At 63.8% G+C, this 26,740-nt stretch carries 29 protein-coding genes; 11 read left to right on the plus strand and 18 right to left on the minus strand.

What is annotated here, in order from left to right; translation table 11 throughout:
* Positions 1 to 6: 6 nt before the first annotated feature.
* Entirely contained in the window at positions 7 to 2,100 is a 2,094-nt protein-coding gene (gene acs / locus HSEST_RS06420) for an acetate--CoA ligase alpha subunit (protein ID WP_229122866.1), read from the minus strand.
* Between the two features lie 309 nt (positions 2,101 to 2,409).
* Between acs and dacZ the strand changes: the two genes are divergently transcribed.
* Together dacZ and HSEST_RS06430 are read left to right on the plus strand one after the other, a co-directional pair.
* Positions 2,410 to 3,219 (plus strand): diadenylate cyclase DacZ, encoded by an 810-nt coding sequence (gene dacZ, locus HSEST_RS06425; protein WP_229122867.1) that lies wholly within the window; start codon positions 2,410 to 2,412, stop codon positions 3,217 to 3,219.
* Positions 3,219 to 4,016: a mechanosensitive ion channel domain-containing protein gene (locus HSEST_RS06430; RefSeq protein ID WP_229122868.1), complete on the plus strand. Its 798-nt coding sequence runs from the start codon at positions 3,219 to 3,221 to the stop codon at positions 4,014 to 4,016. Before dacZ ends, HSEST_RS06430 begins: the two co-directional genes overlap by 1 nt.
* 50 nt (positions 4,017 to 4,066) lie before the next feature.
* Here the strand turns inward: HSEST_RS06430 and dhaK are convergent, their stop codons facing one another.
* Both dhaK and HSEST_RS06440 read right to left on the minus strand, forming a co-directional pair.
* Positions 4,067 to 5,065: a dihydroxyacetone kinase subunit DhaK gene (gene dhaK / locus HSEST_RS06435; RefSeq protein WP_229122869.1), complete on the minus strand. Its 999-nt coding sequence runs from the start codon at positions 5,063 to 5,065 to the stop codon at positions 4,067 to 4,069.
* Positions 5,066 to 5,201: 136 nt separating this feature from the next.
* Entirely contained in the window at positions 5,202 to 6,551 is a 1,350-nt protein-coding gene (locus HSEST_RS06440) for an FAD-dependent oxidoreductase (RefSeq protein WP_229122870.1), read from the minus strand.
* 132 nt (positions 6,552 to 6,683) lie between these two features.
* Here HSEST_RS06440 and HSEST_RS06445 point away from each other — a divergent pair, with 132 nt between their 5' ends.
* On the plus strand, positions 6,684 to 7,301 hold the full coding sequence (locus HSEST_RS06445) for a glycosyltransferase family 2 protein (RefSeq protein WP_229122871.1): 618 nt from the start codon (positions 6,684 to 6,686) through the stop codon (positions 7,299 to 7,301).
* A 103-nt stretch (positions 7,302 to 7,404) separates the two neighbouring features.
* Here HSEST_RS06445 and HSEST_RS06450 read toward each other — a convergent pair whose 3' ends face one another.
* The 4 genes from HSEST_RS06450 to HSEST_RS06465 form a co-directional block, all read right to left on the minus strand.
* Positions 7,405 to 8,265 carry a CheF family chemotaxis protein gene (locus HSEST_RS06450; protein ID WP_229122872.1) on the minus strand — a complete coding sequence of 287 codons (861 nt, stop codon included), beginning with the start codon at positions 8,263 to 8,265 and terminating at the stop codon, positions 7,405 to 7,407.
* Between the two features lie 121 nt (positions 8,266 to 8,386).
* A complete protein-coding gene (locus HSEST_RS06455) occupies positions 8,387 to 8,686 on the minus strand; it encodes a DUF7521 family protein (protein ID WP_229122873.1) in 300 nt (99 codons plus the stop codon).
* A gap of 183 nt (positions 8,687 to 8,869) precedes the next feature.
* Positions 8,870 to 9,172 (minus strand): DUF7521 family protein, encoded by a 303-nt coding sequence (locus HSEST_RS06460; protein WP_229122874.1) that lies wholly within the window; start codon positions 9,170 to 9,172, stop codon positions 8,870 to 8,872.
* A complete protein-coding gene (locus tag HSEST_RS06465) occupies positions 9,169 to 9,546 on the minus strand; it encodes a transcriptional regulator (protein WP_229122875.1) in 378 nt (125 codons plus the stop codon). Before HSEST_RS06465 ends, HSEST_RS06460 begins: the two co-directional genes overlap by 4 nt.
* Positions 9,547 to 9,656: 110 nt before the next feature.
* On the opposite strand from HSEST_RS06465, the gene HSEST_RS06470 reads away from it, so the two are divergent.
* On the plus strand, positions 9,657 to 10,109 hold the full coding sequence (locus HSEST_RS06470; protein WP_229122876.1) for a type IV pilin: 453 nt from the start codon (positions 9,657 to 9,659) through the stop codon (positions 10,107 to 10,109).
* Here the strand turns inward: HSEST_RS06470 and HSEST_RS06475 are convergent.
* From HSEST_RS06475 to HSEST_RS06490, 4 genes are all read right to left on the minus strand, one after another.
* Complete coding sequence (locus HSEST_RS06475) at positions 10,106 to 11,566, minus strand: RtcB family protein (protein WP_229122877.1); 1,461 nt, start codon at positions 11,564 to 11,566, stop codon at positions 10,106 to 10,108. The genes HSEST_RS06470 and HSEST_RS06475 overlap by 4 nt on opposite strands.
* 149 nt (positions 11,567 to 11,715) lie before the next feature.
* A complete protein-coding gene (locus tag HSEST_RS06480; protein WP_229122878.1) occupies positions 11,716 to 12,849 on the minus strand; it encodes a DoxX family protein in 1,134 nt (377 codons plus the stop codon).
* Between the two features lie 27 nt (positions 12,850 to 12,876).
* Positions 12,877 to 15,066, minus strand: coding sequence for an LUD domain-containing protein (locus HSEST_RS06485; protein ID WP_229122879.1), 2,190 nt, complete (start codon positions 15,064 to 15,066; stop codon positions 12,877 to 12,879).
* A complete protein-coding gene (locus tag HSEST_RS06490) occupies positions 15,063 to 15,572 on the minus strand; it encodes an LUD domain-containing protein (protein WP_229122880.1) in 510 nt (169 codons plus the stop codon). The genes HSEST_RS06485 and HSEST_RS06490 overlap by 4 nt, the downstream gene beginning before the upstream one ends.
* 263 nt (positions 15,573 to 15,835) lie before the next feature.
* On the opposite strand from HSEST_RS06490, the gene HSEST_RS06495 reads away from it, so the two are divergent.
* Positions 15,836 to 16,387, plus strand: a complete 552-nt coding sequence (locus HSEST_RS06495) for a multiprotein bridging factor aMBF1 (RefSeq protein ID WP_229122881.1) — start codon at positions 15,836 to 15,838, stop codon at positions 16,385 to 16,387.
* Positions 16,388 to 16,430: 43 nt separating this feature from the next.
* Here the strand turns inward: HSEST_RS06495 and HSEST_RS06500 are convergent, their stop codons facing one another.
* The gene (locus tag HSEST_RS06500) at positions 16,431 to 16,991 is read right to left on the minus strand and encodes a response regulator (RefSeq protein WP_229122882.1); all 561 of its coding nucleotides are present in this window, start codon (positions 16,989 to 16,991) and stop codon (positions 16,431 to 16,433) included.
* Positions 16,992 to 17,098: 107 nt separating this feature from the next.
* Between HSEST_RS06500 and tpiA the strand changes: the two genes are divergently transcribed.
* Both tpiA and dinB read left to right on the plus strand, forming a co-directional pair.
* Positions 17,099 to 17,746 carry a triose-phosphate isomerase gene (tpiA, locus tag HSEST_RS06505; RefSeq protein WP_229122883.1) on the plus strand — a complete coding sequence of 216 codons (648 nt, stop codon included), beginning with the start codon at positions 17,099 to 17,101 and terminating at the stop codon, positions 17,744 to 17,746.
* 272 nt (positions 17,747 to 18,018) lie between these two features.
* Positions 18,019 to 19,260, plus strand: coding sequence for a DNA polymerase IV (dinB, locus tag HSEST_RS06510; RefSeq protein ID WP_229122884.1), 1,242 nt, complete (start codon positions 18,019 to 18,021; stop codon positions 19,258 to 19,260).
* Here the strand turns inward: dinB and HSEST_RS06515 are convergent, their stop codons facing one another.
* The 3 genes from HSEST_RS06515 to HSEST_RS06525 all read right to left on the minus strand — a co-directional run bounded on the left by HSEST_RS06515 (position 19,261) and on the right by HSEST_RS06525 (position 21,652).
* Entirely contained in the window at positions 19,261 to 20,382 is a 1,122-nt protein-coding gene (locus HSEST_RS06515; protein WP_229122885.1) for a citrate synthase/methylcitrate synthase, read from the minus strand.
* Between the two features lie 98 nt (positions 20,383 to 20,480).
* Positions 20,481 to 20,831, minus strand: a complete 351-nt coding sequence (locus tag HSEST_RS06520; protein WP_229122886.1) for a hypothetical protein — start codon at positions 20,829 to 20,831, stop codon at positions 20,481 to 20,483.
* An 89-nt stretch (positions 20,832 to 20,920) separates the two neighbouring features.
* Positions 20,921 to 21,652 carry a hypothetical protein gene (locus tag HSEST_RS06525; RefSeq protein ID WP_229122887.1) on the minus strand — a complete coding sequence of 244 codons (732 nt, stop codon included), beginning with the start codon at positions 21,650 to 21,652 and terminating at the stop codon, positions 20,921 to 20,923.
* A gap of 95 nt (positions 21,653 to 21,747) precedes the next feature.
* Between HSEST_RS06525 and HSEST_RS06530 the strand changes: the two genes are divergently transcribed.
* Entirely contained in the window at positions 21,748 to 22,482 is a 735-nt protein-coding gene (locus HSEST_RS06530; RefSeq protein ID WP_229122888.1) for a DUF429 domain-containing protein, read from the plus strand.
* Positions 22,483 to 22,559: 77 nt separating this feature from the next.
* Here HSEST_RS06530 and HSEST_RS06535 read toward each other — a convergent pair whose 3' ends face one another.
* Positions 22,560 to 23,846, minus strand: coding sequence for a hypothetical protein (locus HSEST_RS06535; protein WP_229122889.1), 1,287 nt, complete (start codon positions 23,844 to 23,846; stop codon positions 22,560 to 22,562).
* Between the two features lie 179 nt (positions 23,847 to 24,025).
* On the opposite strand from HSEST_RS06535, the gene HSEST_RS06540 reads away from it, so the two are divergent.
* The 3 genes from HSEST_RS06540 to HSEST_RS06550 are packed head-to-tail and all read left to right on the plus strand — an operon-like array spanning position 24,026 to position 25,252.
* Positions 24,026 to 24,298 (plus strand): hypothetical protein, encoded by a 273-nt coding sequence (locus HSEST_RS06540; RefSeq protein ID WP_229122890.1) that lies wholly within the window; start codon positions 24,026 to 24,028, stop codon positions 24,296 to 24,298.
* A complete protein-coding gene (locus HSEST_RS06545) occupies positions 24,298 to 24,534 on the plus strand; it encodes a DUF7123 family protein (RefSeq protein WP_229122891.1) in 237 nt (78 codons plus the stop codon). The genes HSEST_RS06540 and HSEST_RS06545 overlap by 1 nt, the downstream gene beginning before the upstream one ends.
* A 58-nt stretch (positions 24,535 to 24,592) precedes the next feature.
* Positions 24,593 to 25,252: a class I SAM-dependent methyltransferase gene (locus HSEST_RS06550; RefSeq protein WP_229122892.1), complete on the plus strand. Its 660-nt coding sequence runs from the start codon at positions 24,593 to 24,595 to the stop codon at positions 25,250 to 25,252.
* Positions 25,253 to 25,288: 36 nt separating this feature from the next.
* Here the strand turns inward: HSEST_RS06550 and HSEST_RS06555 are convergent, their stop codons facing one another.
* Both HSEST_RS06555 and HSEST_RS06560 read right to left on the minus strand, forming a co-directional pair.
* Positions 25,289 to 26,563: an RNA-guided endonuclease InsQ/TnpB family protein gene (locus HSEST_RS06555; RefSeq protein WP_229122893.1), complete on the minus strand. Its 1,275-nt coding sequence runs from the start codon at positions 26,561 to 26,563 to the stop codon at positions 25,289 to 25,291.
* On the minus strand, positions 26,560 to 26,697 hold the full coding sequence (locus tag HSEST_RS06560; protein ID WP_229122894.1) for a plasmid partition protein ParG: 138 nt from the start codon (positions 26,695 to 26,697) through the stop codon (positions 26,560 to 26,562). The genes HSEST_RS06555 and HSEST_RS06560 overlap by 4 nt, the downstream gene beginning before the upstream one ends.
* Positions 26,698 to 26,740 lie beyond the last annotated feature (43 nt).

A 26,740-nucleotide genomic window follows, 5' to 3' on the forward strand; every position in this document is an offset into this window, starting at 1 on the left:
AACTCATTATAGCTCTTCGTGGTCGATCGTCGCGCGGATGTCGACGGCCTCGACGCCGTCGGGTGTCGCGACCAGCGGATTGATATCCAGCTCCAGGATCTGTGGGAAGTCTGTCACGAGCTGTGAGATCCGCTGGATCGTCTCGATGACGCCGTTCTCGTCGACGGGGTCCCGACCGCGGGCCCCGCGCAGCAGCGGTGCCGAGTCGATCTCGTCGATCATATCGCTGGCTTCGTCCTCGCTGACAGGCGCGACCCGGAAGGTCGCGTCCTCCAGGACTTCGACGAAGATTCCGCCGAGACCGAACATGACGAGCGGTCCGAACTGCGGGTCGCGGTTCATCCCGACGATCGTCTCCGTACCGGCGTCGAGATCCGCCATCTCCTGGACCTGTACGCCCAGGATATTGGCGTCGGGCTGATAGTTGCGCGCCCGGCTGATGATGTCGTCGTAGGTCGATGCGACCTCCTCTACGGCGACGTTGACCTCGACGCCACCGATGTCGGACTTGTGGAGGATGTCCGGGCTGACGATCTTCATGACGACGTTGCCCTCGATCTCCTTGGCGGCCTCGACGGCAGCCTGCTTGTCCGTGACGATAGCGCTGTCTGGCGTGGGGATTCCGTAGGCGTCGAGCAGATCCATCGCCTCGATGCCGAGTTTGTTCGTCTCGCGCTCTTTGGTCCGTTCGAGGATCTCGCGAGCGCGTTCGCGGTCGACGTCGAAGTCGGAGGCAACACCGTAGTCGGTCGTCTTGATCTCGCTGTACTCCCGCAGTGCGTCGAGGCTCTTGACGCCGCGAGCGGGATCGAAATAGGTCGGGACGCCGACCTCGTCGATGATGTCTTTGGCGTTGCGAGCAGTTTCGCCACCCATCAGGCTGGCGGCGATCGGGGCGCCGTACTCCTGCTGTTTCTCGGCGATGACCTCCGCGAGATCCCGGAAGTCGATCGACTGGGGTGAAGCAACGACGATCGCCGAACCGACATTCGGGTCCTCGAGCACGATGTCGAGCGCCTGCTCGTACCGGTCGGCCGGCGCGTCACCGAGCACGTCCACGGGGTTGAAGATGTTGGCCTCTTCGGGCATCGACTCCTCGAGGGATTCGAGGGTCTCGTCGGTGAACGATGCCATCTGCAGACCCGAATCGCCAACCGCGTCGGTCGACATCACGCCCGGACCGCCGGCGTTGGTCACGATGGCGATTTCGTCGTTGTCGGGCAGGGGCTGGCCCTCCAGGATCGAGGCGTAATCGAACAGCTCCTGGACGCTTTCGGCACGGATGACGCCCGCCTGCTGGAGACCCGCCTCGTAGGCGCGTTCGCTGCCGGCGATCGCACCGGTGTGAGAGGACGCAGCCGAAGCGCCGGCTTCGGTGCGGCCGGACTTGACGACGACGATCGGCGTGTCCTGTGTCACCTTGCGGGCGGACTCGATGAACTCCCGGCCGTTCTCGATGTCCTCCAGATAGCCGAGAATGACATCGGTACTGGAATCGTCTCCCCAGTGCTCGATGAAATCGCCCTCGTCGAGGACGGCCTTGTTACCGAGCGAGACGACGTCTTTAAATCCGATGTTGTGGTCGCTCGACCAGTCGAGAACAGCAGAAATGAACGCACCCGACTGGCTCATAAAGGAGATCGAGCCTTCGAGTGCGGACTTGGTGGTGAACGTGGCGTTCATACCGACGGGCGTCGAGATGACGCCGAGACAGTTCGGACCGACGAGGTTCATGTCGTACTTCTCGGCGATCTCCTGCATCTCCTGCTCGCGGGCAGCCCCTTCGCTCCCGGACTCGCCGAATCCGGCAGTGATCACGGCGACGTCCCGGACACCGGCTTCCCCGGCTTCCTCGAGCACGCCGTTGACGATCTGTGGCGGGACGACGACAATAGCGAGGTCGATCCCGGCAACATCAGTGATACTATCGTAGGCTTCGAGACCGAGTACCTTGTCGGCGTTCGGGTTGATCGGGACGACATCGCCTTCGTATCCATCAAGAAGGTTCTCCATCACGGAGCGTCCGACGGCCCCTTCGCTCTCTGTCGCACCGATCACGGCCACACGTTCCGGTGAAAACAGCGTTTCTAGGTTACCCATCGTATCATCGAAAGTTTGGGGTGCCCCCGGAAATACTTACCTCATTGGCGGCGCGAATGACAACCTACAACAAACAGATGTAAACGATCGTATTCCATCCATCTTACCTGATTTCGACGGATTCACGGAATATTCGACAGTCCGTCACAAAGTATAATACAGTATGCTGACAGTTATCCCGTCGATCGATGACGGTCGGTGGTGGTCATAATTGCATACAATCCGCTCTCGGATTACTTCTACTGCTTCAGCGAATGAACGTCAGACGCCGTCGAAATCCTTTTTTCTGTCGACTGAGTTGGTAAGACAATGACCGCTGTCGGAACCTTCCTCGATGCGTTCGCGGACGACGTCGAGGGTATCTGTCTGTTCTCGCCGAGTTCGTCGCTGTACAGCACGTTCGCCGACGCGGACGAGCCAGTCGTGGTGATCGGGGCCGAAAACACCGTCGACGCCGACGTGTTCGTCGAGCTACCACTGGAGTTTCGGGACCCCACCGAACGAATCCGGTTCGGCGTCGAGGGTGCGCTCGGACAGGACGAACTCGACGAAGAGATGGAGCTGTTGTGCGTTCTGGGGAGCTTCGGCGACGACATGGACACTGTGATGCGTGTCCGTGCGGGCGATTTCTCCGACTCGGGTGTCTACGACCTGTTTGCGAACTCGCGGGCCGACCCGTCAGTGGTGCGCAACGTCCTCGAAGTCTCAGTCGAACTCGGAAAGAAGGGACAGAAGGGCAAGCCGGTCGGGGCACTGTTCGTCGTCGGCGACGCGGGGAAAGTGATGAACAAGTCACGGCCGCTCAGTTACAATCCCTTCGAGAAATCGCACGTCCACGTCGGCGACCCGATCGTCAACGTCATGCTCAAGGAGTTCTCGCGGCTCGACGGCGCGTTCGTGATCTCGGACTCGGGAAAGATCGTCTCCGCCTACCGGTATCTCGAACCCTCCGCCGCAGGCGTGGACATCCCGAAGGGACTGGGAGCCCGACACATGGCCGCTGGGGCGGTCACCCGCGATACGAACGCTATCGCGATCGTGCTCAGCGAGAGCGACGGACTCGTCCGGGCGTTCAAAAGCGGTGAGCTGATCCTGGAACTCGATCCGGAGGACTACTGATGATACTCGCGCAGGTCGACCTCCCGGCGCTGATCAGATCGCTCTTCTCGGAACGGGGCGCGGTCGCGGTCGCAGTGCTGACACTGTTTGTCGGGGCCGTGGCCGGTTATCTCGTCTGGCGCGGCACGACGAACTTCCTGCGCCGACAGGGTGTCGACGACGCCGTCGAAGGGACCTTGTTCGAGCGGACAGTCAACAACCTGGGCCTTTCGACGGTCGGAATTCTCTCGCAGCTGGCGGCGCTGGCCGTGTATCTCCTCAGTGTCATTCTCGCGCTGAACGTCACCCAGTTGGTCGACACCGAGTTCTTCTGGATTCGATTCACGACGCTGCTCCCGCGGCTGTTCGTCGCCGCCCTGGCCGTCATCCTCGGCCTCGTCGTCGGCGATAAGGCCAAACTCGTCGTCAGCGACCGGCTCAAGAGCATCAAGCTCCCCGAGGTATCGCTCATTCCGGAACTCGTCAAGTACAGTATCTTCTACATCGCCGCGCTCATCGCGCTCGGGCAACTGGGCGTGACTACGGCCGCCCTGCTCGTGTTGCTGGCCGTCTACGCGTTCGGTCTCGTCTTTCTCGGCGGACTCGCGTTCAAAGATCTGCTCGCCGCCGGTGCTGCCGGTGTCTATCTGCTGCTCTCCCAGCCCTATGGCATCGGCGACGAGGTGGAGATCGACGGCACGCGCGGAATCGTCCAGGAGATCAACGTCTTCGTCACGCACGTCGAGAGCGACGACGTCGAGCACATCATCCCGAACCAGCGGGTGTTCAAGCGCGGGATCGTCCGTATTCGTCAGTAGGGCGCGAAAAATCGGTGAGTGGGTCGGGGGGATGCGCGATTCGACGGCGCTCAGCGCTTGAGCGCCGGGGTATCGGCCTCGTAGGCGAGCAACTCCTTGAGTTCGTCGTCGACAGTCGCGACCGTGATCGACGCGCCCATCATGTCCAGAGAGGTCATGTAATCGCCGACCATGGGGTCCCAGACCTCCAGGCCGTGCTCGTCCATCAGTTCCTGGACCTTGCGGTTGAGCACGAACAGTTCCATCAGCGGCGTCCCTCCCATGCCGTTGACGATCGTGACGACCTCGTCACCCTCGTCGGGGTCGAGGTCGTCAAGCACCTCACCAGTCAACTCTTCGGCGATGTCGTCGGCTGGCATCATGTCGACCCGTTCGGTTCCGGGTTCGCCGTGAATCCCGATCCCGAGTTCGATCTCGTCTTCGCCGAGGTCGAAGGTCGGCTCGCCCTTCTCGGGCGTGACACAGGAGGTCAGGGCCGTCCCCATCGTCCGGACGTTGTCGATCATCTTCTCGGCGAGCCGTGCGACCTCTTCGAGATCCTCACCGCGGTGGGCGGCTGCGCCCGCGACCTTGTGGACGAGGATCGTCCCGGCGACGCCGCGCCGGCCGGACGTGTACAGCGAGTCCTCGACGGCGACGTCGTCGTTGACGACGACCTGTTCGACGTCCTCGACGCCCTCCATCTCGGCCATCTCGGCGGCCGTCTCGAAGTTCATCACGTCGCCCTCGTAGTTTTTCACTACGCAGAGGACGCCCTCGCCCGAGTCGGTCGCCTGGAGCATCTCGCTCAACTCGTCGGCCGTCGGCGACGTGAACACTTCGCCTGCGGCCGCACCGTCGAGCATGCCGTCACCGATGTAGCCCGCGTGTGTCGGTTCGTGGCCCGACCCGCCGCCGCTGACAACTGCGACTTTCCCGTCGACCGGTGCATCCGATCGTACCATCACGTTCGTCCCGTCGAGCCGGCGTAGTCGGTCGGGATAGGCTGCCTCCATCCCGTCTAGCATCTCGTCTACGACGTCTTCCGGATCGTTGATCAACTTCTTCATGGTTCATTGTGAATGACAACGCGTGACGCCAAATAGCTTTTCTTACCTGTCACTCCTCGTTCACTGGCACACCTCGGGTAGTGGCTCTCTGTTCGCCACAAGAGTCGCCGTCTCGACATCGCACGCGCTCGAACGACTACCCCAATTTCCCGTTCAGCACCTTCGCCGTCGTCAACACCGGATCCCAGGTTGGGCTGAAGGGCGGAGCGTAAGCCAGATCGAGATACTCGACGTCCTCGACAGTCAGCCCCTCGTGCAGCGCTGTCGCGACGGTGTCGATCCGCTTTGCGACGCCCTCCCGGCCGACGATACTCGCGCCCAGCACCTGCTCGGTCTCCCGGTCGGCAACCATCGTCAGTTCCAGCTTGTCACCGCCCGGATAGTAGTGAGCCCGTGACGGGGCGTCGATCGTCACTGACACGGGGTCGAACCCGGCTTCGTTGGCCCGCTGCTCGTCGGTGATCCCGGTTCGAGCGGCCGCGAGGTCGAACGCTTTGACGACGGCTGTCCCGGCGATCTCTCCCACTGGCGTCTCCGTTCCGGTGACGGTCTGACCGATGGCCCGGCCGGCGCGGTTGGCCGTCAGCGCCAGCGGCACGTGGTCGGGCTCGCCGGTCACCGTGTGGGTCATCTCCGCGACGTCACCGGCAGCGTAGACGTCCTCGACGTTCGTCCGCCCGTATTCGTCGGTCGCGATCGCGCCCGTCTCGCCCAGTTCGATCCCCGCGTCGTCGGCGATTTCGGCGTTGGGCACGACGCCTGCCCCGACGAGTACCGCATCGACTGGGACCGAATCGTCGTCGGTTTCGACGGCCTCGACCGTTCCGTCGCCGACCAGGCGATCGACCTGTGTCGAGAGGCGGAGATCGACGCCCTGCTCGCGCAGTTCGTCGCCGACGGCCTCGCCGACGCTCTCGCCGAAGGTGGGCAGAACCTGCGGGAGCATCTCGAACAGCGCCACGTCCAGATCGTGGGCCTCGAATGCCTCGGCCATCTCGATGCCGACGTAGCCACCGCCGATAACTGCCACCCGGTCGAGGTCCTCGTTCTCGACGTAGGACTTGATCTCCCGGCCGGCGTCCATGCTGTGGAGCGTGAACACGCCTTCGAGATCCAGTCCGTCGATCAGCGGTTCCAGCGCCCGCGCCCCGGTCGAGATCAGCAGGTCATCGTAGGACTGTTCGTAGGTCTCCGCGTCGCTCTCGACGGTGACGATCCGCTCGTCGGTGTCGATCGCCGTCGCTTCGTGGCCCATCCGCAGGTCGATGTCCCGCTCGTCGATGAACCGCTCGGGCGTGACCGCCACCAGGTCCTCGAGGTCCGATATCTCTCCCTTGACGTAGTAGGGCAGGCCACAGGCCCCATACGAGACCCACTCGCCGCGTTCGAGGACGACGACCTCGCGGTCGGGATCGTCGCGCTTGGCCTTGCTTGCCGCGCTCATCCCCGCCGCGTCGCCGCCGACGATCAGAAACGTCTCACTCATACCTGTCATTTCGATGCCCCACCGGTAAAGAATTGCGGTGAAAACACAATTCTGGCGCCGATATCGGTGGCAGCGTACGTTCACCTATCGCTCCTCCGTCACGTATAATTCGCTTGCCGTACACGACCAAATATGAACGACGTAACCGTCGTCATCCCGGCGTACAACGAAGCCGGTCGCGTGGGACAGGTCGTCGAGGAACTGATCGAGGACTACGACGTGCTGGTCGTCGACGACGGTTCGACCGACGGGACGGTCGCCGAAGCCGGAGACGCCGGCGCACGGGTCGTCGAGCAACCGACGAACCGGGGATACATCGCGGCGCTCAAACGAGGGTTCCGCGAGGCCGACACTGAGACCGTCGTCACCTACGACGCCGACGGCGAGCACCGGCCGGCGGATGTCGCACGGGTCGCCGAACCGATCGACACCCACGATCTGGATCTGGTACTGGGTGCACGATCACACGTGCCGCGCCCGTCCGAGCGCTTTCTCAACGCTCTCACCCGGCTCAAAGTGCCCGTCAGCGACTCGGGGACGGGATTGCGAGCGCTCCGGCGTGAGCTAGCGGTCGAACTGGCGTTGGATACGACCTGTACCTGTGGGACGCTCGTTCTGGAAGCGACCGCGAAGGGCGCGCGGATCGGCGAGGTGCCGATCGAGACCCGCGAGATAGCGAAGCCACGCGGGATCGCGTGGGGCCACGGCCGGCAACTGCTGCACGTGTTACGGCATCTCCGAAAGATCTGATAGTGATTGCTGTAACGATTTACCGGTGCAACCGCACGGAGTCGTGCGGTTGACCCGGAACGGACTTACAACAATCACTATGAGGCCACGTCCCGCGTCTGATTCACCCGTCGCCGATCGTCTCGCCGGCGACCTGCCTCCCCTCCGGTGTCAGCGCGACCTCGGTCCGCTCGCGCTCGACTTCGATGACGTCGTATTCGATCAGTCGGTCGAATATCTCCTCGACCCGCTCGACGTCCCGATCGACGAATTCGGGAATGTCGAACGGTGAGACGCCCGTGTGCAAGGCCATGATGACCTGTTTTTCCACGCCGTCGAGATCTAGGTTCGCCCGGTGGCGCTCGACTCCCTCCTCGAGTAACGCACCCATGACGGCGGTGTGGTGGGGCTCGCCGGTCAGGTGCGTCTCGACGCTGCGGTCGTCCTCGGTGTGTTCGACCTCGTAGACGGTTCGGTCCTGGCCGTCGATCGTCCGCTCGTCGGTGTCTACGTCGCCGATGTCGTTTCGGTCGATCGTGACTTTCTGTCCGTCGGCCACCGCGAGACGGATCGCCTCTTCGGAGATCTTCACTTTCGCTTTGGTCCACTCGACGTCCTGAATCACGCCGCCCTCGACGGCCGGATGCTGGACGAGCAGGATGCCGTTGTTGAGCGAGGCCTTGTACAGTGCCGTCTCGAACGCACCCTGATCGGGCGTCGTGACGAGAAAGACCGTCCCCTCCGTTTTGAGGGCGGTATAGCTCCCCTCGACGGCCGCGGCCTGGTTTACGTCGAATCGGTCGTTGACCTGTTCGAGCGCGTCGATCGTGACCGAGCGCTTCTCGTCGCCGATCAACACGACCCGGTCGGTCGTCAGGACCACGCGACAGGTCGTCCAGTCGGCGTCGCGGATCTCGCGGCCGTCCTTGACGGCCTGCATGAACTGCCCGCGCTCGTCGTAGAGTTTGTGTTCGCCCTCGCTCATGGCAGGTCGATCGACCACTGCGGATCGATCTGTTCAGTATTCCGTTGGGCACACGTCCGATTAGGGTTTTCGGGTGCTCTTCGGTATCGACAGCTCGTACAAAAACCGCTGATTAGCACTGTTACCGGGGTGACGGGGGCGACTGGCGACCGACGTACATCGAATACGTGACGATCAGCAGACCGATCGCGACGAACGTAGCACTCACGCTGGCTGCGTGGACGGCCTGTGCGACGTTGAGACTGATGAGTGCTCCACCCAAGAGTGCGCCGACAGCCACGAACGCCATCCCCCCGAACAACGCACCGAGCGCACGCGACTGCCGACGCCGGTACGCACGATAGGAGAGGGAGGCGAGCATCCCGCTACAGACGAAAATGACCGTCTCGGCCGCGACGAGGAGCGACGTACTTCCGTACATGAGTCAGTTACCATCCCGTATGCATCGATTCCAGATATACCCTGATAGCATTACCAGGAGACGGGAATAGCGACCCCCTCACTCGTCACTGCTCGCAGTCACCCGCAACCCACTCGGAGCCGACACCGCTGGAACCCGTTTCTCGCGCGAGCGGACACGTTTCCGGACGTGGCCGCACCAGGGTCACTTCTGCGTGTACAGCGAGTAGACAATCACGCCGAACCCGATCATCGTGAGTCCACTTTCTATCGTCAGGCTCACGTAGATCGGGACGTCGATAAACCGGTTCAACAGGAGATTCGAGACGCCTGCCAGTAACGATCCAGTCGTGACGAGCCCGAAGCCGATCGCGAGCGCTCGCAGCGACGGCGCCCGAGTTCGTTTGTACGCACGGTACGAGAAGTACGTGATGAGGCCCCCGAGGATCAGCGTCAGCGTCTTGAATGCGATGGCGGTTGGCGGGAGCGTATACGTGTGTGGACTCATGTTTCTTTGCGCACCTCCGACCAGAGGTTCTCCAGGCGCTCGTCGGCCGTCCGCGCACGGCGGGCGATCGAGACGTCGAACTCCTGATCGTCCGTCACCCCGATGATGACCTCCTTGAAGTCGAGCTCGTACGTGCTCGCGTGCTGACCGTCGGGACGGATTTCGACACCCTCACTGAGCAGTGATGCCTCGGTCAGCAATTCGAGTTTCCGATAGGTCGTCGACAGCGGGATGTCACTCGCATCGGAGATCTCGCTTGCGGTCATCGGTTCGTCGAGCTCACTGATGATCGCCCGGCATTCGGGGTCGTCGAGTGCATCGAGCACGTCCTGGAGGTCAGGAGCGTCCTCGTCCGCGAACGGGTCACGGACCATTTCACTCAGCCATACGACACTCACGGGTTTAACGGCACCGACATCTCCGGGCGAGCACACCGCTATCTGTAGGGCGGCGCTTATATACTGGGCCACCGAACCCCCAACGCATGCACGACTCCAGTCCGAGGGCGGACCGGCGCGCCGTCTCGGAACTCGCCAGTGCCGTCGTGCTGATCGTGATCGTCATCGGGATAGTAACTGCGATCGGATCGAGCGTCCTCTTTCTGGAGAACGAGCAGTCCGGCCCCCAGGCACAGTTCAGCTTCGATTACAACGAGGACCGCCAGTACATTCTCATCGAACACGACGGCGGAGACACGTTCGCAGCCGGAAACCTCTCGGTTCAGGGACCGGACGACGCGTCCGCACGCTGGTCGGAGCTTGCGAGCGTCAGCGAATCGACGACGGTCGGCCCCGACTCGGTTCCGGTCCGAGTCGGCGAAACCGGCGCGTACGGTGAGCCTGTCGGCTCCCAGGATTCCCTGCGGATCGTCTACATCGACCCGGAATCCGGCGATGCAACTGTCCTCGACACCTGGAACGGGACGAGCGGTATCTAGCCTTTGATATTACAGACAGGATATGTCCGGGCGACCTTGTCCCCGATTCCCAGCGCGTCCGAGACGTTCACCACCTCGTCGACATCCTTGTAGACGCCGGGGGCCTCCTCGGCGACGGTCGCACCGCTGTTTGCCTTAACATAGACGTGCTGTTGATCCCGGAGTTCGTCCTGGACGTCCTCGCCCCAGTAGGTGTTTTTCGCTTCCGTCCGGGACATCAACCGTCCCGCGCCGTGGGCGGTCGAGCCGAACGTCTCTTCGAGTGATCGCTCGCCCCCGCGAAGCACGTAGCTGCCCGCACCCATACTGCCCGGGATGATGATCGGCTGGCCCACATCGGCGTAAGCCGGCGGCAGTTCCGGCCGACCCGCCGGGAACGCCCGCGTCGCGCCCTTCCGGTGGACGTACAGCTCGACGTCCTCCCCATCGACGGTGTGGGTCTCCTTTTTGGCGATGTTGTGTGCTACGTCGTACAGCAACTCCATCCCCATGTCATCCCACGATCGGTCGAAAACGTCCTCGAAGACCGCTCGGGCCTGGTGAGTGATCAACTGCCGATTGACCCACGCGAAGTTGATCGCCGCACACATCGCCCCGTAGTACTCCTCGGCCAGGTGTGACCCCGCCGGCGCGGCCGCCAGTTCCTTGTCGGGCAGTCGGTTCAACAGGCCTTGATGCGCCTGTTCGATCTCCCGGAGGTAATCCGTACAGATCTGGTGACCCAGCCCCCGCGAGCCACAGTGAATCAACACGACGATCTGCTCCTCCCGAAGGCCGAACTCCGCGGCGACGTCTTCGTCGAAAATATCGGTCACTCGCTGGACCTCCAGGAAGTGGTTCCCCGAACCGAGCGAGCCCACCTGTGCTTTGCCGCGGTCCTTGGCCTTCTGTGAGACTGCATCGGGATCGGCATCCGGCCGCTTGCCCTCGTCCTCGCAATGGGCGAGGTCTTCGGGGACGGCATATCCCTCCCGTAACGCCCACTCGACGCCGTCCGCCAGGATCTCGTCGATATCGTCTCGGGAGCCCTCGAAAATCCCGCCGCCACCGAGACCTGACGGAATAGCGTCAAATAGTGCGTCGACGAGTTCCTCTTCTCGCCCTTCGACGTCGCTATAGGCCATATTCGTCCGAATCATTCTGACGCCGCAATTTATATCATATCCGACAGCTCCCGGCGAGATACAGCCGTTCTCGGCGTCGATTCCGGCGACGCCGCCGACGGGGAAGCCGTAGCCCTGGTGACCGTCGGGCATACAGACGGCGTACTTCCGGATGCCGGGCAGGTGTGTCGTGTTCTTGAGTTGTTCGAGGGTCCTGTCGTCACTGATCTCCTCGAGGAGCGATTCGCTGGCGAGCACACGAGCGGGGACGTTCATCTCCCCTTCCCTCGGGATCTCCCAGACGTACTCACGGATCTTCTGCAGGGTGATGTCGCCGGCGTCGTAGGTGGTCATACGTGCATATCGACGCCCGACGATAAAGAAAGGTCCCTGTCGTTCACGACCGGGCTATCTTTCTGCGAGGAGAGAATCCCGCCGTCGTCGGGCTACGCCCGACTGCCTGAGGGATCTTCGATCCCTCTCCGTTTACGGCGGGGAGGATGTCACCCGGAGCGAGTCTCCCCGCGCCCCTCCGAAGTGGCCCGCCGATCGGGTTCGACCGACGATTCGAGCCAGTCGTCGATCGAGAGCGGTCCGGCCCCGAGCGTGAACACCGCCGACGCGAGTCCGAACATCGTGATGTGCGCGAGCACGGGATCGTCCGGTAGCGCGAACAGGGTGACCGTGAACAGGACGAACGCCCCGGCCGCGGTCGCACGGGTCAGCAGTCCGAGGAGCAGCGCGATCCCGAACGCGATCTCGGCCAGCCCCGCACCGACGACCCAGACGCCGGGATCGACCGGGATCACCGCTGTGAGGTCGTACTTGGCGACGACCGCCAGTCCCGGGCCCGGTTGCAGGAGCTTCTCGCCGAGTCCGAGTAACACGAACGTCGCCCCGAGACCGACCCGGAGGACGGTCGGGACGTACGTGGTGTAGGGATCGATCCGCCGTCGGAGTCGTTCGGCGCGGCGATGGATCGGATCGACGCGGCTGTAGTAGGTCCCCGGGGCGCTCGCGAGCCGGCTGAGCAGGTGATCGGCACTCGGCCGGCCGCTCCCGAGCAGCGCGATCGCGAGAAACCCCGGCACGTACTCGAGTGCGAGGAACGTCGTCGGGAACAGCGCGACGGAGACGCCGTAAGTTGCCAGCCCGACCAGCGCGACCAGCCGCGTCGCCAGTCCGAACAGCAGGAAAAATCCGATCCCGATCAGCAGAATCCGGGCCTGAGCCTGCCCGGTCGCCGTGAGTACGTCGGCGGTCCGGACGCTCGGGCTGAAAAGATAGCCGATAAAGCCCGCCCCGACCAGCGGGAGGCCGAGGCTCAACCGAAGCATCCAGGGGACGTACGTGAGATACTCCGCCAGCGCCGACTGGAGCACCTCGAAGTCGGGCACTGTCGGCCGGACCAGCAGATACGCGCCGACGGCGAGGACGGCGAGCAGGCCAGTCCCCCCGAACAGGAGGGCGTTGGCCGGTTCGGTCAGCACTCCGATCGTGAACTCCAGGCCGTCATCGGGCGGATCTTCGGTGACGTATCGAACGTGCGCAGCGGCCGGACGGACGGCCGTCCACAGCAGTGCGATGGCGGCGAGCACCAGTCCGGAACGGCCGGCCGTCGCGCGGAGCGATGTCATAGTGGCCCTTCTATGTGCTGTATACGCTTAAGCGCGCTCCAGTGGTGCGACGAGTTCGATCGGATGCGGAACGTCCTGTTTCATCAGATCGGTCAGCTGGTCGTGACAGGAGGTCCCACTCGCGACGATCGTCCGCCCTTCGGCTTCCGGCGTCGAGAACTGCTCGCGGAGGTCCTCGCCGACGGCCATACTGACGTCGTAGTACTGCTGTTTGAAGCCAAAGGAGCCGGCCATCCCGCAGCACTCGACGTCGGACGTGATGAGATCGTAGCCCAGTTCTTCCAGTACCGCCTCGGTGTGGGCCGCCAGCCCGAGCGTCCGCTGCTGGCAGTGGCCGTGATACGCGATTTCCTCGCCGTCACCGTCGGCGAGTGCGTCTGCACTTGCGCCGTTTTCCAGCAGTCCGTAGACGTATTCGAGGATCTCGTAGCTGTTCTCCGAGAGTTGCTCGTAGGTCTTCTCGTCGAGCAACTGGCCGTAGTCGTCCCGGAGCATCGCCAGGTCGCTCGGCTCGACCATCACGATGTCCCGGCCCGCCTCGATGTGTGGCAGCAGTTCCTCGGCGACTGCCTCGCCGTGTTTGGTCGCGGTCTCGACCATCCCCTGGGAGAGAGCCGCGCGCCCGCTTTCGGTGACATCAGCAACCTCGACGGAGACGCCAAGTGCCTCCAGCGTCCGGACGGCCGCTTTCCCGCGCTCGACGTGCATGTAGTTGGTGTAGGTATCAGCCAGCATGAGGACCTCCCGATCGGGATCAGTCGGACCGTCACGGTCGCCAGCCCACTCCTTGAGTGTCTCGCGCTGGAAGGTCGGCATATCCCGGCGCTGGTCGACGCCGAGCAGTTTCTCGGCGATCCAGCGGTTGGGTCCGAAGTCGGCCAGCCAGTTCGAGACCGGCGCGAAGAGACTGCCGAGTTTCGCCACGGTGACGAAGTTCCCGAAGAAGCGTTTCTGGTAGCTCATCCCGCCGGACTCGGCGTCCGGCGTGAGGCCGTCGACGAGGAAGTCGTAGGCGTGGTCGTCGGCCCCGCGGTTGATCCGATCCCGGACGACCGTGTTGATCCAGGGGATGTCGATCCCGACCGGGCAGGCCTCGACGCAGCGCGAACAGCCGGTACAGAGGTCGACGAACTCCTCGGAGCTGTCCAGGCCGTGGACGCCAGTCTCCCAGCCGCCGGCGATGCCGCCGGTGTAAGTCTCGCCGCCGAACTCGTGGCCGCCGACCTGCTGGAAGTTCGCGCAGGTGTTTGCACACGCCGAACACCGGATGCAGTACAGCGTTTCCCGGAGCTGCTCGTCCTCGCGCATTTCCATGCGACCGTTGTCGATCAACACGAGGTGGAACTCCCGGTCTTCGGCGCCCTCGATCGTCTCATCGCCAAAGGTTGCAGTGTCGACCGGGGGTGTCAGCAGTGAGATATACGAGGTGATGTCCTGGCCGGTCCCCGAGCGCCCGATCAGCTCGACGAACGGCTGGAGGTCCTCGACGCTTGGGACGATTTTCTCGACACCTGCGACGGCGACGTGAGTGTCCGTCGCGGCGACGGTCTTGCGGGCGTTGCCCTCGCTGGTGACGAGCATCATCGTCCCGCTGTCGGCGGTGAGGAAGTTCGCGCCGGTCATCCCCACGTCCGCATCGTCGAACTTGCTCGCGAGTTGCTCGCTGGCGAACGCGGTCAGGTCCTCCGGAGTCTCCAGAGGGCGGTCGGGGTCGAACCGTTCGCGGAACAGCTCGGCGATCGACGCCCGGGACTTGTGGATCGCGGGCGCGACGATGTGGCTGGGTTCCTCCTCGGCCAGCTGGAGCACCCACTCCCCGAGGTCGGTCTCGACGACCTCTGCCCCCGCAGATTCGAGGTGTTCGTTGACCTCGATCTCCTCGCTGGTCATCGACTTGCTCTTGACGACCGTCTCGCCCGACTCTACCAGCGACTGGATGTACTCGTTGGCGTCAGCCTCGTCCTCGGCGAGATAGACCGTCCCGCCGTTTTCCTCGACGGTCTCAGTGAGTTGCTCGATCAACTCCGGCAGCTGTTCGATCGCCGCTTCTTTGATCTGGCGCGCTTCGTCTTTCAGCCCCTGGTAGTCCTCCAGATCGGCGACCGAGTCGTATCGGCCCTGGTTGAACCCCTTCGTGTTCTCCTGGACCGCCTCGCCTTCGGCGGCCATCGTTTCGCGGATCTGTGCGGCCTTCGCGCGCTTGGATTGCTTGCTCATTCGACGATCACCACGTGGACGTCACCGGGGCCGTGGACGCCTTCGACGAGCGCGCCCATATCTGCAGTCGCGCTGGGGCCGGTCGCGACGATCGCGTTCCCCCGCCCTTCGCGCAGACGCGGCCCGAGTGATTCGAGCGCGGCGGTCATCGAGTCGACGATATCCGATTCGCGGACGACAGCGACGTGGGTGTCCGCGTAGAGGCTGACGAGCTCGGCTTCGGGCGGCGTCGACTCGATCAGGACGCTCCCGTAGTCAGCAATCCCGAGCGTGCCGGCCGTGACGCCGCTCGCGGCCGCTTTGACGCTCTCTGGATCGTCTGCCCGTGTGATCGCGTTCGGTAACGAAATCCCTTCGAACGGGAGCGGGGCACCGACGATCGGTTCGGGAAACGCCGTGAGCGTCTCGGACAACGCCTCGGCAGTCGTTGTGCGCCAGCCGACGTCTAGTTCATCGAGCGCTGTCGTGAAGCGCTCGGACGTCGAATCGCCAGCAGTGGTTGCCATTGGGCGCGGTTTCGGTCCGACGTGTAAATCATGTTCGGAAACGGTAAACAATGAGGATGTTTCCGGGACAGATATCGAGCACTGGGACCCTACTGTGTGACGATACTCGGCACTCCGGAAGTGTCGATATTCTTCATTTCGTATCTCAGAGACCGAACAGTCACGCAATCGGTTGTCGACAACGCGATACTGCTCGGTATCAAGACGGCGCGGTACCAGCCAGCGGCGTACGTTTTATACTACGCCACCGGCAATAGGGGCATATGGTTCAGTGTGAGATGTGCGGGAAGGAGACGAGCTCACCGAACACCGTCAAGATCGAGGGAGCGGAACTACAGGTCTGCGACGAGTGTGCTGACTTCGGGACCGAAGTGAAAACCCAGGAGCAGTCGACCACGAGTACGAAGTACTCTACGGGATCGTCGGGGTCGAGTGGCTCGAGCAGTTCAAGCGGTGGTTCGTCCGGTTCTGGCGCTTCGGGCGGTTCTGGCGGCTCTAGTGGTGGGCGGCGGCGCGACATGTTCGACGAGATGGACGAGGTCGTCCAGGACTACGACGAGCGGATCCGTTCGGCCCGTGAATCCGCCGGGCTCAGTCAGGAAGACCTGGCCAAAGAGCTCAACGAGAAGGCAAGTCTGATCCGAAAACTCGAACACGGCGAGACGCTACCCAGCGACGACGTCCAGCGCAAACTTGAGCAAAAGCTCGGGATCGACCTCTCGGAGGGAGCGGCCCCAGACGAGGACACGGACTGGGAGGGCGGCTCCGCGACGGGCGAGTACACGCTCGGAGATGTCGTCGAGCGCAAGGACTGATCGCGGCCGACACCGGCGTCCGACGTGACGCGGGTCTGTGCGCTCAGTGCTTGCTGATCAGGTCCTCTTCGGAGAGGTCCTCGGAGAGCTCATCCAGTTTGCGTTCGAGCCGGTCTATTTCCGCCTCGAGTTCGGCGTATCGCTCGCTCTCGCGTAGTTCCGACGCCGGTTTTTCGACCTGGAGGACGTTTCGTTTGAGCTTTTTCGACGTCAGCTCCTGCAGTCGCTCGCTGTACTCGGTGATCGTCAGCAGTCGATCGACGACATCCAGCAGCGCGTTCTTGCTGACGGGCTTGACCAGGTAGTCGTCGACACCGAGGTCGATGATGTCGAAGTCCGGATCGACGGCGGTCACCATCGCGACCCGACACTCGTTGCCGTCCTCTTCAATCGCGGCAAGCACTTCGTTACCGGAGATGACTGGCATCCGTCGGTCCAGCAAGACGACATCGAGGTCGTCAGCAAGCATTTCGATGGCTTCCCGCCCGCTATAGGCGGTTCTGACCTCGTAGCGTTCGCTCAGATAGTCCGTGTACAGATCGGCGAGATGTTGTTCGTCCTCGACGACGAGTACCGTTCCTCGATCCGCAGGCGAAGTGCTCACGGGTCCACCGTACCGACGTTCGTCTCGACCCCATCTTAACCTTTCCTTCGCAACCGGAGAGAAAACTCGAAATCTATTTTCCGGTGGGCTGAGAACCCTTACTCGGAATGTTCGTTCTTGTCAACTTGAAGACGTATCCGTGCGACCCGATCGAGGTGGCCCAAGCCGCCGCCGACGTCGCTGACGACAGCGGCGTCCGAGTCGGTGTCGCACCCCAGGACGCGGATCTCGAAGCCGTCGCGGAGACCGGTGTCGAGACCTGGGCACAGCACGTAGACCCCATCGATTACGGGAGCAACACCGGCCACACGCTCGCCGAGACGGTCGCCGAGGCCGGGGCGGACGGCACGCTGATCAACCACTCCGAGAACCGCCTGAAACTGGCTGACATCGACGGGTCAGTGCAGGCCGCCGAACGCGCCGGACTGGAGACGATCGTCTGTGCGAACAATCCCGAACAGATCGGTGCCGTGACGGCACTCGGTCCCGACGCGGTCGCCGTCGAACCGCCGGAGCTGATCGGCGGAGACGTCTCGGTCGCGACGGCCGACCCCGACATTGTCACCGACGCAGTCGAGGCGGCCGCCAACGTCGACGAGGACGTCGACGTGTTCTGTGGGGCCGGCATCTCAAGCGGTGACGACGTCGACGCCGCCGGAGACCTGGGTGCCAGCGGCGTCCTGCTGGCCAGCGGCGTTGCCAAGGCTGACGACCCGCGCGCTGTCCTCGAAGACCTCGTCGATCCGCTGGTCTGATCGGTCCAACCGTCTCCGTTTTTTCGCGAGTTGAGGGTACCGGCGATAGAGTTAAGTATGCGTGGCACTCACTCGCATGTGGAACCTCGTTCCGTGGGGTTCCCGACGGGAACCACCGTCGTGAACGTCCGGAATTGGCATCGTCGACGAACCGCGCGGTCCCGGCGGTGGACTGGCCACCGCACCGCCGGGGTTCTCCGAACCGTTCGATACGCATTAGCGAATCATCCCGCCAGCGCAACTGTAACAACGTTCGAGCCATAGCTCCGTGTATGCCCGGACGCGGCCGCCTCCCGGGGACCGACCGTCGCCCCGAGCAGGTGGTCTGTCACGTCGACATGGACTGCTTTTACGCCGCCTGTGAGCGACTGCGCGAGCCCGAACTGCGCGGCGAGGCGCTGGTCGTCGGGATGGGCTACGAGGCCGGCGCGGACAACGGCGCGGTCGCGACGGCGAGTTACGAGGCGCGCGAGTCCGGCGTCGAGAGCGCGATGGCGATCTCGGAGGCACTGGAGTTGCTCCCCAGGAAAGCCGTCGCCAGAGAGGACCCGGATGCCGACTCCGAGGCGGCGGGCTATTACCGGCCGGTCGATATGGGTTACTACGAGTCGGTCGCCGAGGACGTCAAGGCGATCTTACACGATAGCGCGGATGTCGTCCGGGAGGTCAGCATCGACGAGGCGTATCTGGACGTGACCGACCGCACCGACTGGGGCGGCGTCGAGCGGTTCGCCCGCGATCTGAAACGCCGCATCGAGGCCGAAGTGGGCGTCGTCGCCAGCGTCGGCGTCGCACCGACGATGAGCGCCGCCAAGATCGCCAGCGACGCCGACAAGCCCGACGGCCTGGTCGTCATCGAGCCCGGCGACGTGCAGGACTTCCTGGGGCCGATGGACGTCGAGGCCGTCCACAACGTCGGTCCCGTCACTGCCCGCGAGTTGCGGGAGATGGGTATCGAGACCGCGGGCGAACTGGCCGAATCCGATCCCGACCGGCTGGCCGACCGCTTCGGCGAGCGGGGCCTAGAGATCTACCGGTTCGCCCGCGGCGAGGACGCCCGCACAGTCACGCCCCGGGACGACCCCAAGAGCTTCTCGCGGGAGTCGGCGTTTCCGGACGCGATCGACGATCACGACCGCGTTCGCGAGCGGGTTCGGACGCTCGCAGGGGCGGTCGCCGAACGTGCGACCCGCGAGGGTGCGCTCTATCAGACTGTTGGGATCAAAATCGTCACGCCACCGTACGACGTCAACACGCGTGCCCGATCGCTGTCGGGCCCGGTCGACGATCCGGAGCTGGTCGAGGCGATCGCACTCGATCTGCTGGCCGAGTTCGAGACTGCCCGCGTCCGGAAGGTCGGCGTCCGCGTCTCGAAACTCTCCTTTACCGAGCGCGAGCAGGTCAGTCTCGATGGATTCACCGGAAGCGGCCACGAACGGGATGGAGGACAGCCACCAGAAATCGAAGACGAGGGGAGTCTCAGCGGGCAGTTGACGCTTTCGGATTTCCGCTGATCAGCGCTCGTCGACCGGTGTCCACGAGCGGTTACGGTCGCCGGTGTACCGGGACTCGGGACGGATCAGCCGGTTGTCCTCCAGCTGTTCCAGTGCGTGGGCCATCCAGCCACCGACCCGAGAGACCCCGAACGTCGCGGGGAACAGCTCCTGGGGGACGCCGACGCCGTGCAACAGTGCCGCCGTGTAGAACTCGACGTTCGTCTCCAGGTCTCGGTCGGGCTTGTACTCCGCAAGCAACTCGACGGCAACGTCTTCGAATTCCGTGATCGTCTCGAAGAAGTCGTCATCGTCGTCGTAGAACTGCTCGGCGGCCGACTCGAGTACGGCCGCACGCGGGTCCCGGACGCGATAGATCCGGTGGCCGAATCCCATCAGGCGCTCGTCGGCTTCGAGTTTCTCGCGGACGTACGCTTCGGGATCGTCCGACGCGTGAACTGATTTGAGCATGTCCAGCACGGGTCCCGGTGCACCGCCGTGAAGCGGCCCCTTCAGCGTCCCGACCGCGGCCGTCGCCGCCGAGACCACGTCCGATTCAGTCGAGACGACGACCCGCGCCGTGAACGTCGAGGCGTTGAGTCCGTGGTCGACGACGGCGTTGAGATACGTCTCCAGTCCGCGAACCGCGCTCTCCTCGGGTCGCTCGCCGGTCAGCATGTAGAGGTAGTTCGCGGCGTGGCGAAGATCCGGGTCGGGCGCGATCGGCTCGTTGCCCTCTCGGTAGCGCCAGTATGCGGCGACGATGGTCGGGAACGTGGCGACGACTCGCAGCGCGTCGGACTCGGGATCGTCCCCGTCAACACCGAGGTTCGCGGCGGCAGCTCCCATGCGGAGGGCGTCCATCGCCGGCTTCTCCTCGTCGGCAGCCCGCTGTAGCACCGCCAGCACCTCGTCGCCGATCTCCCGTCGTGCGGCCAGGTCGGTACGGAACTCCGACAACTCCCCAGCGTCCGGCAGGCGGTCGTGAAAGAGGAGATACAACGTCTCTTCGAACGTGGCGTCGTCGGCCAACTCCTCGACGGGGAACCCCCCGATGATCAACTCGCCGGCCTCGCCGTCCATCGTGCTCAGACGCGTCTCGGCGACGGCGACACCGTCGAGGCCCCGATTGACTCCAGTCATGGTCCCTGGTTCCAGTGCCGGCGATAAATGTGTCTCGGGTTCGAATCGCTTCCGACCCCGCAGTCTCGCCGTTCGGCTCCACGCGAACGACGAACCGACTAGTCCAGCCCGTTTTCGAGATTCTCCAGTAGCTTTCCGACGAACAGACCCATTCTCGGGGGAATCGCATCGGAATCGTCCGTTGCTATCTCCGCCGGATGGGCCGCTAGCGTCTCGACGAACCGCTCGCTGTGGGTCATCGTCTGGAGCATGTCCACCACGTCCACTGTCAGCCCCTCATCGGAGGTGTCCATCTCGGGGTGACGCTGCTTCTCCTCGTCAGTGTATCGTATCGTCCAGGCCGGACCGCCGACGTGCTCGACGATCTCCCCGACCGGACCGATCTCTAGCCGCCGCTCGAAGCCGACGTACACCGTGCCGTTCTCGACGAACGTCTCGTAGCGCGTCATTCCTGAATCCGGATCGGTCCTGTCAGCGCTTCCGGAGCGATCGCTACCGGTATTTCGTTGCCGATCGACAAAGAGTTTCATGCGGGCGGTCACTCGCGCTCGCGGTGTTCGGCCAGCGCCTCCTCGATCGAGAGGTCACCGACCGCGACCCGCCGGGCAAGCGTCTCGTCGATGGCCCTGTTGGTCTCGCTTTCCTCCCGTGAGCGATCCTTGATGCGCTGAATCTCGCCGGCCGTGGGCTCGATGTCCCGAGATTCGACCGGGTTGCCGTCCATGCGAGCGATATTGGTCGCCGCCAGCACGTCGCCCATGCCACGGGCCCCGCTGCCGAGATACGGGGTCGTCCCGGTCTCGTCGACCAGTTCGACGGGCGCGTCGATGTCGTCGATGATCCGCGCACCGACGAGTCTCGCGCCGTCGCCGATCCGTACGAGCGGGTCGACGGCGTCCTCGACCTCACGGGCGACCACCTCGGCGGCCCCGGCCGCAGGGACCTGAAACGCCGCGACGACGATGTCGTCCACGAGGACAGCGATCCCCGGTTTCTCACCCGGATCGATTCCGACGACCGTCCGGCCGTCCCCGCCCCGGAGTCTGGCGAGGGCGTCCTCGACGGCACGACGCGGCGTCTCGGGGCTGGCCGTGACGACCGGCACGTCCGTCGGTGCCTCGATCGCTTCTCCGGGGCCGACGATCGCGAGCGATGCGCGCTCCGGCAGCGGCCCATCGGCATCGACGGTCGTGAACTCGACGTTGCGGTCCCGCAACGCCTGGACGACCCCGTGATACACTTCGAAATCCGCTGTAGCGACGACGATCACACTGGTTCCCGTCTTCCGATCACGTCGCTGCGAAAGTAAAACCCTCGACAGCACTGTTGGCCGGGATTTACTAACGTCCCCACCGAATTGCGACTATGGCCCCGTACGTCGGCGTCGACTGGGCATCGAGCGGGTGGCTGACCGTCGCCACTGACGGCGACGGCTGGACGGCGACGATGCATCCCTCGATACACAGCGTCTGGTTCACACACCGCGACGCGACCGCGATCCTGGTCGACATTCCCATCGGCCTCCCCGATACCGAGCGCCGGGCCTGCGACCGCGCGGCGAAGGAGTTTCTCGACGACCGGGCGAGCAGCGTCTTCTGGACGCCGTGTCGGGCGGCCGTCGAGGCGCGGACCTACGAACGGGCGAAGGAAGCAAACCAGAACTGCCGGGGCGACAGCCTGTCGAGTCAGGCGTGGGGGTTGATACCGCGGATCCGCGAGGTCGATCGGCTCCTCCGGGACGGCGTCGATACGGAGTCGGTCATCCTCGAATCCCATCCGGAGGTCTGTTTCACCGCGCTCGGCGGTGAGGGGTCCCTGCCGTCGAAACACGACGAGGACGGGATCGAAGCGCGACTGGACATCCTGGAATCGGTCGACGATTCGCTTGCGGACGTCTACGAGCGGTTCGAGGCGTCGCTCATCGAGGAGCAACCCACCTGGGCGCGACGGATCGGCGCGTCGAACCGCGACGATCTGCTCGACGCGATGGTACTGGCGCTGACCGCGAAACTCGGCGGCGGCGACTTCCGGACGCTTCCGGAGGAACCGCCGCTGGACGCCGAAGGACTTCCGATGCAGATCGTGTATACCGAGAGTTAAGCACGGCGCGCTGGCCGTTCGTCCAGCGATCTCCACCCGTGCAGGCGGGGAGAGCGAGGCAGGGCCTGCGCCAGCGTTCACAACGCGTCGGTGTCGAGGCTGGCATCGGGAACGGCAGCGGTAAGCGAACCGCGGGCGCGAACGGCCGCGATCGCGACCTCGATCGGGTCGATCCGCGTTCGGGAGTCGTCGTGCTCGACGACCAGGACCATCCGGCCCATATCGTCCCAGTCCGCGCTACGCTGGCGGCGCAGTACCTCCGCGAGATAGCCCGCGACGCCGACGACGTGGGCGGTCAGTAGCATGGATTCCTGATCACTCTCGTCGCCGAGTTCCACGTCGACGAAGCGGTCGCGATCGAGTTCCGTTTCGAGGAGCGTATCGAGCCGATCGAGCGACTCGACGGTGAAATCGAGGTCGTACTCCGGCCACCGCTCCGCGAGGTCTTCGGCTCCGGCACGGAGGCGTTCGGCGGCGTCCTCGATTTCACCGTCGGAAGCGACAGTCTCGATGTCCGCCCGGTCGAGGTCGACTGGCGTGTCGCCGTCGCCTGCCCGGCCGGAGAGGTTGAGTCGATCGGCCAGCGCGTCGTGCATCCCGGTGAACGTCGATTCGCCGGTCAGGCAGTCCTCGGCGACCTGGAACACGGTCACTGTCGCACCGGCGGCCTCGCTGTCGGGCCCGGACGGGACGGCAACCGTCCAGCCGGTGCCGGTCTCCTGTTGCCAGGTACCGTCGTGCTGTCGGACCAGCACTTCCCCGAAGTAGCTGCCTAATTGCGTTGCCGTCTCGGTGTACACGTCCGCGTCGTAGCCATCGTCGCCGAACTCGACGTCCTCGAATCGCTCCGCGTCCCACTGTTCGGCGACGAGATCGTCCAGACGTGTGAGCGACTCCAGCGCGAAGTCGAGGTCGTACTCGCCCCAGAATCCGGCGAGTTCGTCCGCGGCCTCGACGAACTCGACTCGGGGGTCGTCCTCGGGAACCATGTCAACCTCACTCGAGTCAGTCACACCTGCGTCAGCATCGTCCGTTTCGGCCTCGGTGATCAATTCGGCGGCGTCGTCGGCCATATCGGGCCCGTCGTCGACCGTCTCTGTCGTTAGGTGATCGAAGTCACTCTCGTCGCCCGCCGGACCGTCTTCGACCGCTTCGTCGGGATCGTGAGTGTCCGGCTGCTCGGTGTGTTCGGGTTCGGACGTGGCGGCTTCGGTCGATGAGTCGGCGGCTTCCGAGGCCGATGTGTCGCCCGTTTCCGGCTCCGGCTCGTCGCCCGTTTCCGGTTTCGATTCGGGCGGCTCCGATTCGGCCGACTCCGACTCGCGCGCTCCGAGCACCGACCTGATCGTATCGAGCAGCCCCATACAGGTGGATCACGGCCGGAGAAAAAAGGGGTTTCGACGGGGCGCCAGTACCACGCTGTGAGCCTTCCCGACTCATCTCGATCACCCTCGAACGGACCGGAACGTCGTCCAGAACCGTCTCTCAAATGGCTCTTTGAACTTTCGCTGGCTTTTGGCACGTTTCGCGCGTGGCTTCGTATATGTCCCAAACTGAACCCGCCGTTATACGGCTCGGTTCGACGGCTCTCCATCGACTCGTCACGGCCGTCGAAGCCGCTGGCTTCTGGGGATCGATCGCTCTCCCGCCCGGCTACGTCTTGGCGCTGGTGTTCGATCCGACGCCCGTGACGATCGCTGCTCTGATCGGTCTGAACGTCGCGTGTCTGGTAGTCGGCCACCGCCATCAGCCACGGGTCGATACTGCTGTCCTCGCGTCGGGTATCGCAACGACCGGCCGGGAGGGGAGCGACTGATGTCACAGGCGACGGCGGACAAGCGACGGCGCGTCGAACGCCTTCTCGAACAGCGCGTCGGCGACGAACCCATCTACGTCAAGAGCAAATTCCTCGCGGCGAAGCTCGAGCTGTCCCCACAGGAGATCGGGAGCGTTCTCGGTCGACTCGCCGATTCGTCTTCGAGGCTGACTGTCGAGAAGTGGTCCTACACCAACGCGACGACATGGCGAGTGGACACGAGCCGCAAAGAGTGATCGCACTGCCTGTGCACGGTTCCGAAACGCGGATACGGGCGCCCGACCAGCGGTGGGTATGGACAGCGGAGGTGAGGATTATCAGGCCCGGGATGTCCGCGAGACCTACGAGACGATTGCGGAACACTTCTCGGAGACGCGTGCCCATCCCTGGCCCGAAGTCGAGACGTTCGTTTCGGACGCGTCGCCGGTGCACGTCGGCCTGGATCTGGGCTGCGGGAACGGTCGCCACGCCGCAGTGCTCCGGGACCGCTCCGAACTCGTGGTCGGGCTAGACGCCAGCCGAAACCTCCTTGGGGAGGCCCGCGACCGCCTCGATGGGGGGTGGTCGCGGCTGGTCCAGGGCGATGCGGGCAGGTTGCCGCTCCGGTCGGACAGTGTGGGGCTCGCAGTGTACGTCGCGACCTTGCATCACTTGCCCGGTCGAGAGCTGCGACGACGAAGCCTGGACGAACTGGCTCGCGTCCTCGGTCCCGACGGGCGGGCGCTCGTGAGCGCCTGGAGTACCGCCCACGATCGGTTCGACGCGGACGCTGACACCGAGATCGGCTTCGATACGACCATCGACTGGACGCTGCCTGACGATACCGTCGTCCCGCGGTTCTACCACATCTATGCGCCCCAGGAGTTCGAGGCCGATCTGGCGGATAGCAATCTCCGGGTCGAGCGCGTCCGCGTGTCTAGCGGGAACTGTTACGCGGAGGTCCGAGGCGAGTGAACCGCCTCGGGGTCAAGCCCCGAGGCTTCCCGTGGTTTAGTCGGATACTCCCATCTGACCATCGGCCTGATAGCCACGGGCGGTCGGATGGGTCACGGTCGGGGCGTCCACGGCCCCCGATGCCTGCCGTCGCACCTTCCGAACAACGGGAAGGCTGTTGAGAGCAGGCACATTCCAATCGAGTTTCTTCACGCCTTTTAGCGCGATATTGACGCTTGCACCACGGTCGCTGTGGTCTTGATGCTCACAATCCCGACACTTGAACCGCTTCTTGTTGCGGTTCGCATGCTCCGTGTGTCCGCACATCGGACACCGCTGGCTCGTGTACTCGGGGTTAATCCACGCGGTCGGAATCCCCTCGAACAACGCCTTGTACGACGTATAGAACTGAAGGGCGCGGAACGGCAGGTGGTGCAAGCGTCGGTTCATCCGCGTACCGTAGTCGATACTGTCGCGCATCTCTTTGAGGTCTTCAAAGACGATACACGGCTTCTCGAACTGACGGCTCCACTTCACGATGTGCCGAGACACCTTGTGAAGGCGGTCGCGGACGAACCGTTCCTCACGCCCTTCCAACGTGTCGTGGATGCTGTCTTTCCCCGCGTTCTGGACGCGCTTCCGCATCGTGAAGTAGCGGTGGCGCTCGAACTTGATTTCGGGGAAGTCGATAACTAACGTGTCTTCAGCCCCGTCTTTGGACAGAGCGGTGAGGGCCACGTTGTCCTCGTTCACGTCCACACCAACGACCGTCCGCGAGTCCTGCTTGTCTCGAACGGTCTGTTCGGTGTTGGTGACGTTGACGTGCAACTCGGCGTTGTCGTTGTGGAATAGGGCTTCTGCTGTCCCAATCTTCCACTCGTCACTTTCGAGCGCGGTCTTGAGAATGTCGAGGTGAGCGTCACTCCCTTTGAGAACGCCCTTGACGTGCTTGTAGGGCTTCGCGCTGATTCGGAACGTCACGTCACCGTCGTCGGTGAGCGACAGGTTGTACCCTTCCTCGTAGTTCGCTCGAAGCGGGTACGCACCGCCCTTTGTGTGGCTCGGCTGGCCGAAGTCGTCGTACTCGTAGTAGTTCTCCATCGCGCCGAGAGCCTTAGCGACGACACGCTGGGTCGTGTTCTTCACGAGGTTAGCGTCGGCGGCCACGCGGTCAGGAATCACATCCCAGTCCACGCCTTGTTTAGCGAGGCGGATGCTTTCGTTGTACACCGAGCGGGCTTCGAGCGTGGCGTCGTACAACAGACCCTCGTTGTCACTCTGAATGTCGAGTTGGAAGTCAAGCGTCTTGACGAGGGTCTGAGTGTCGGTCATTCTTCGGAGTCGTTGAGCCAGTCGTTGACGAGTCCACGCACTACGTCGGACTTGGTTTCATCAGCCTCGATGCATTTCTTCGAGAACTCCTTGTACACGTCGTCCTCGAAGTCCACAGACAGTCGTTTCGTCATCTCACACCCTTACTCAGATACTGAAATACTTAAGACTTGTCCA

This window comes from Halapricum desulfuricans (genome assembly GCF_017094465.1).
Lineage (GTDB): Archaea > Halobacteriota > Halobacteria > Halobacteriales > Haloarculaceae > Halapricum.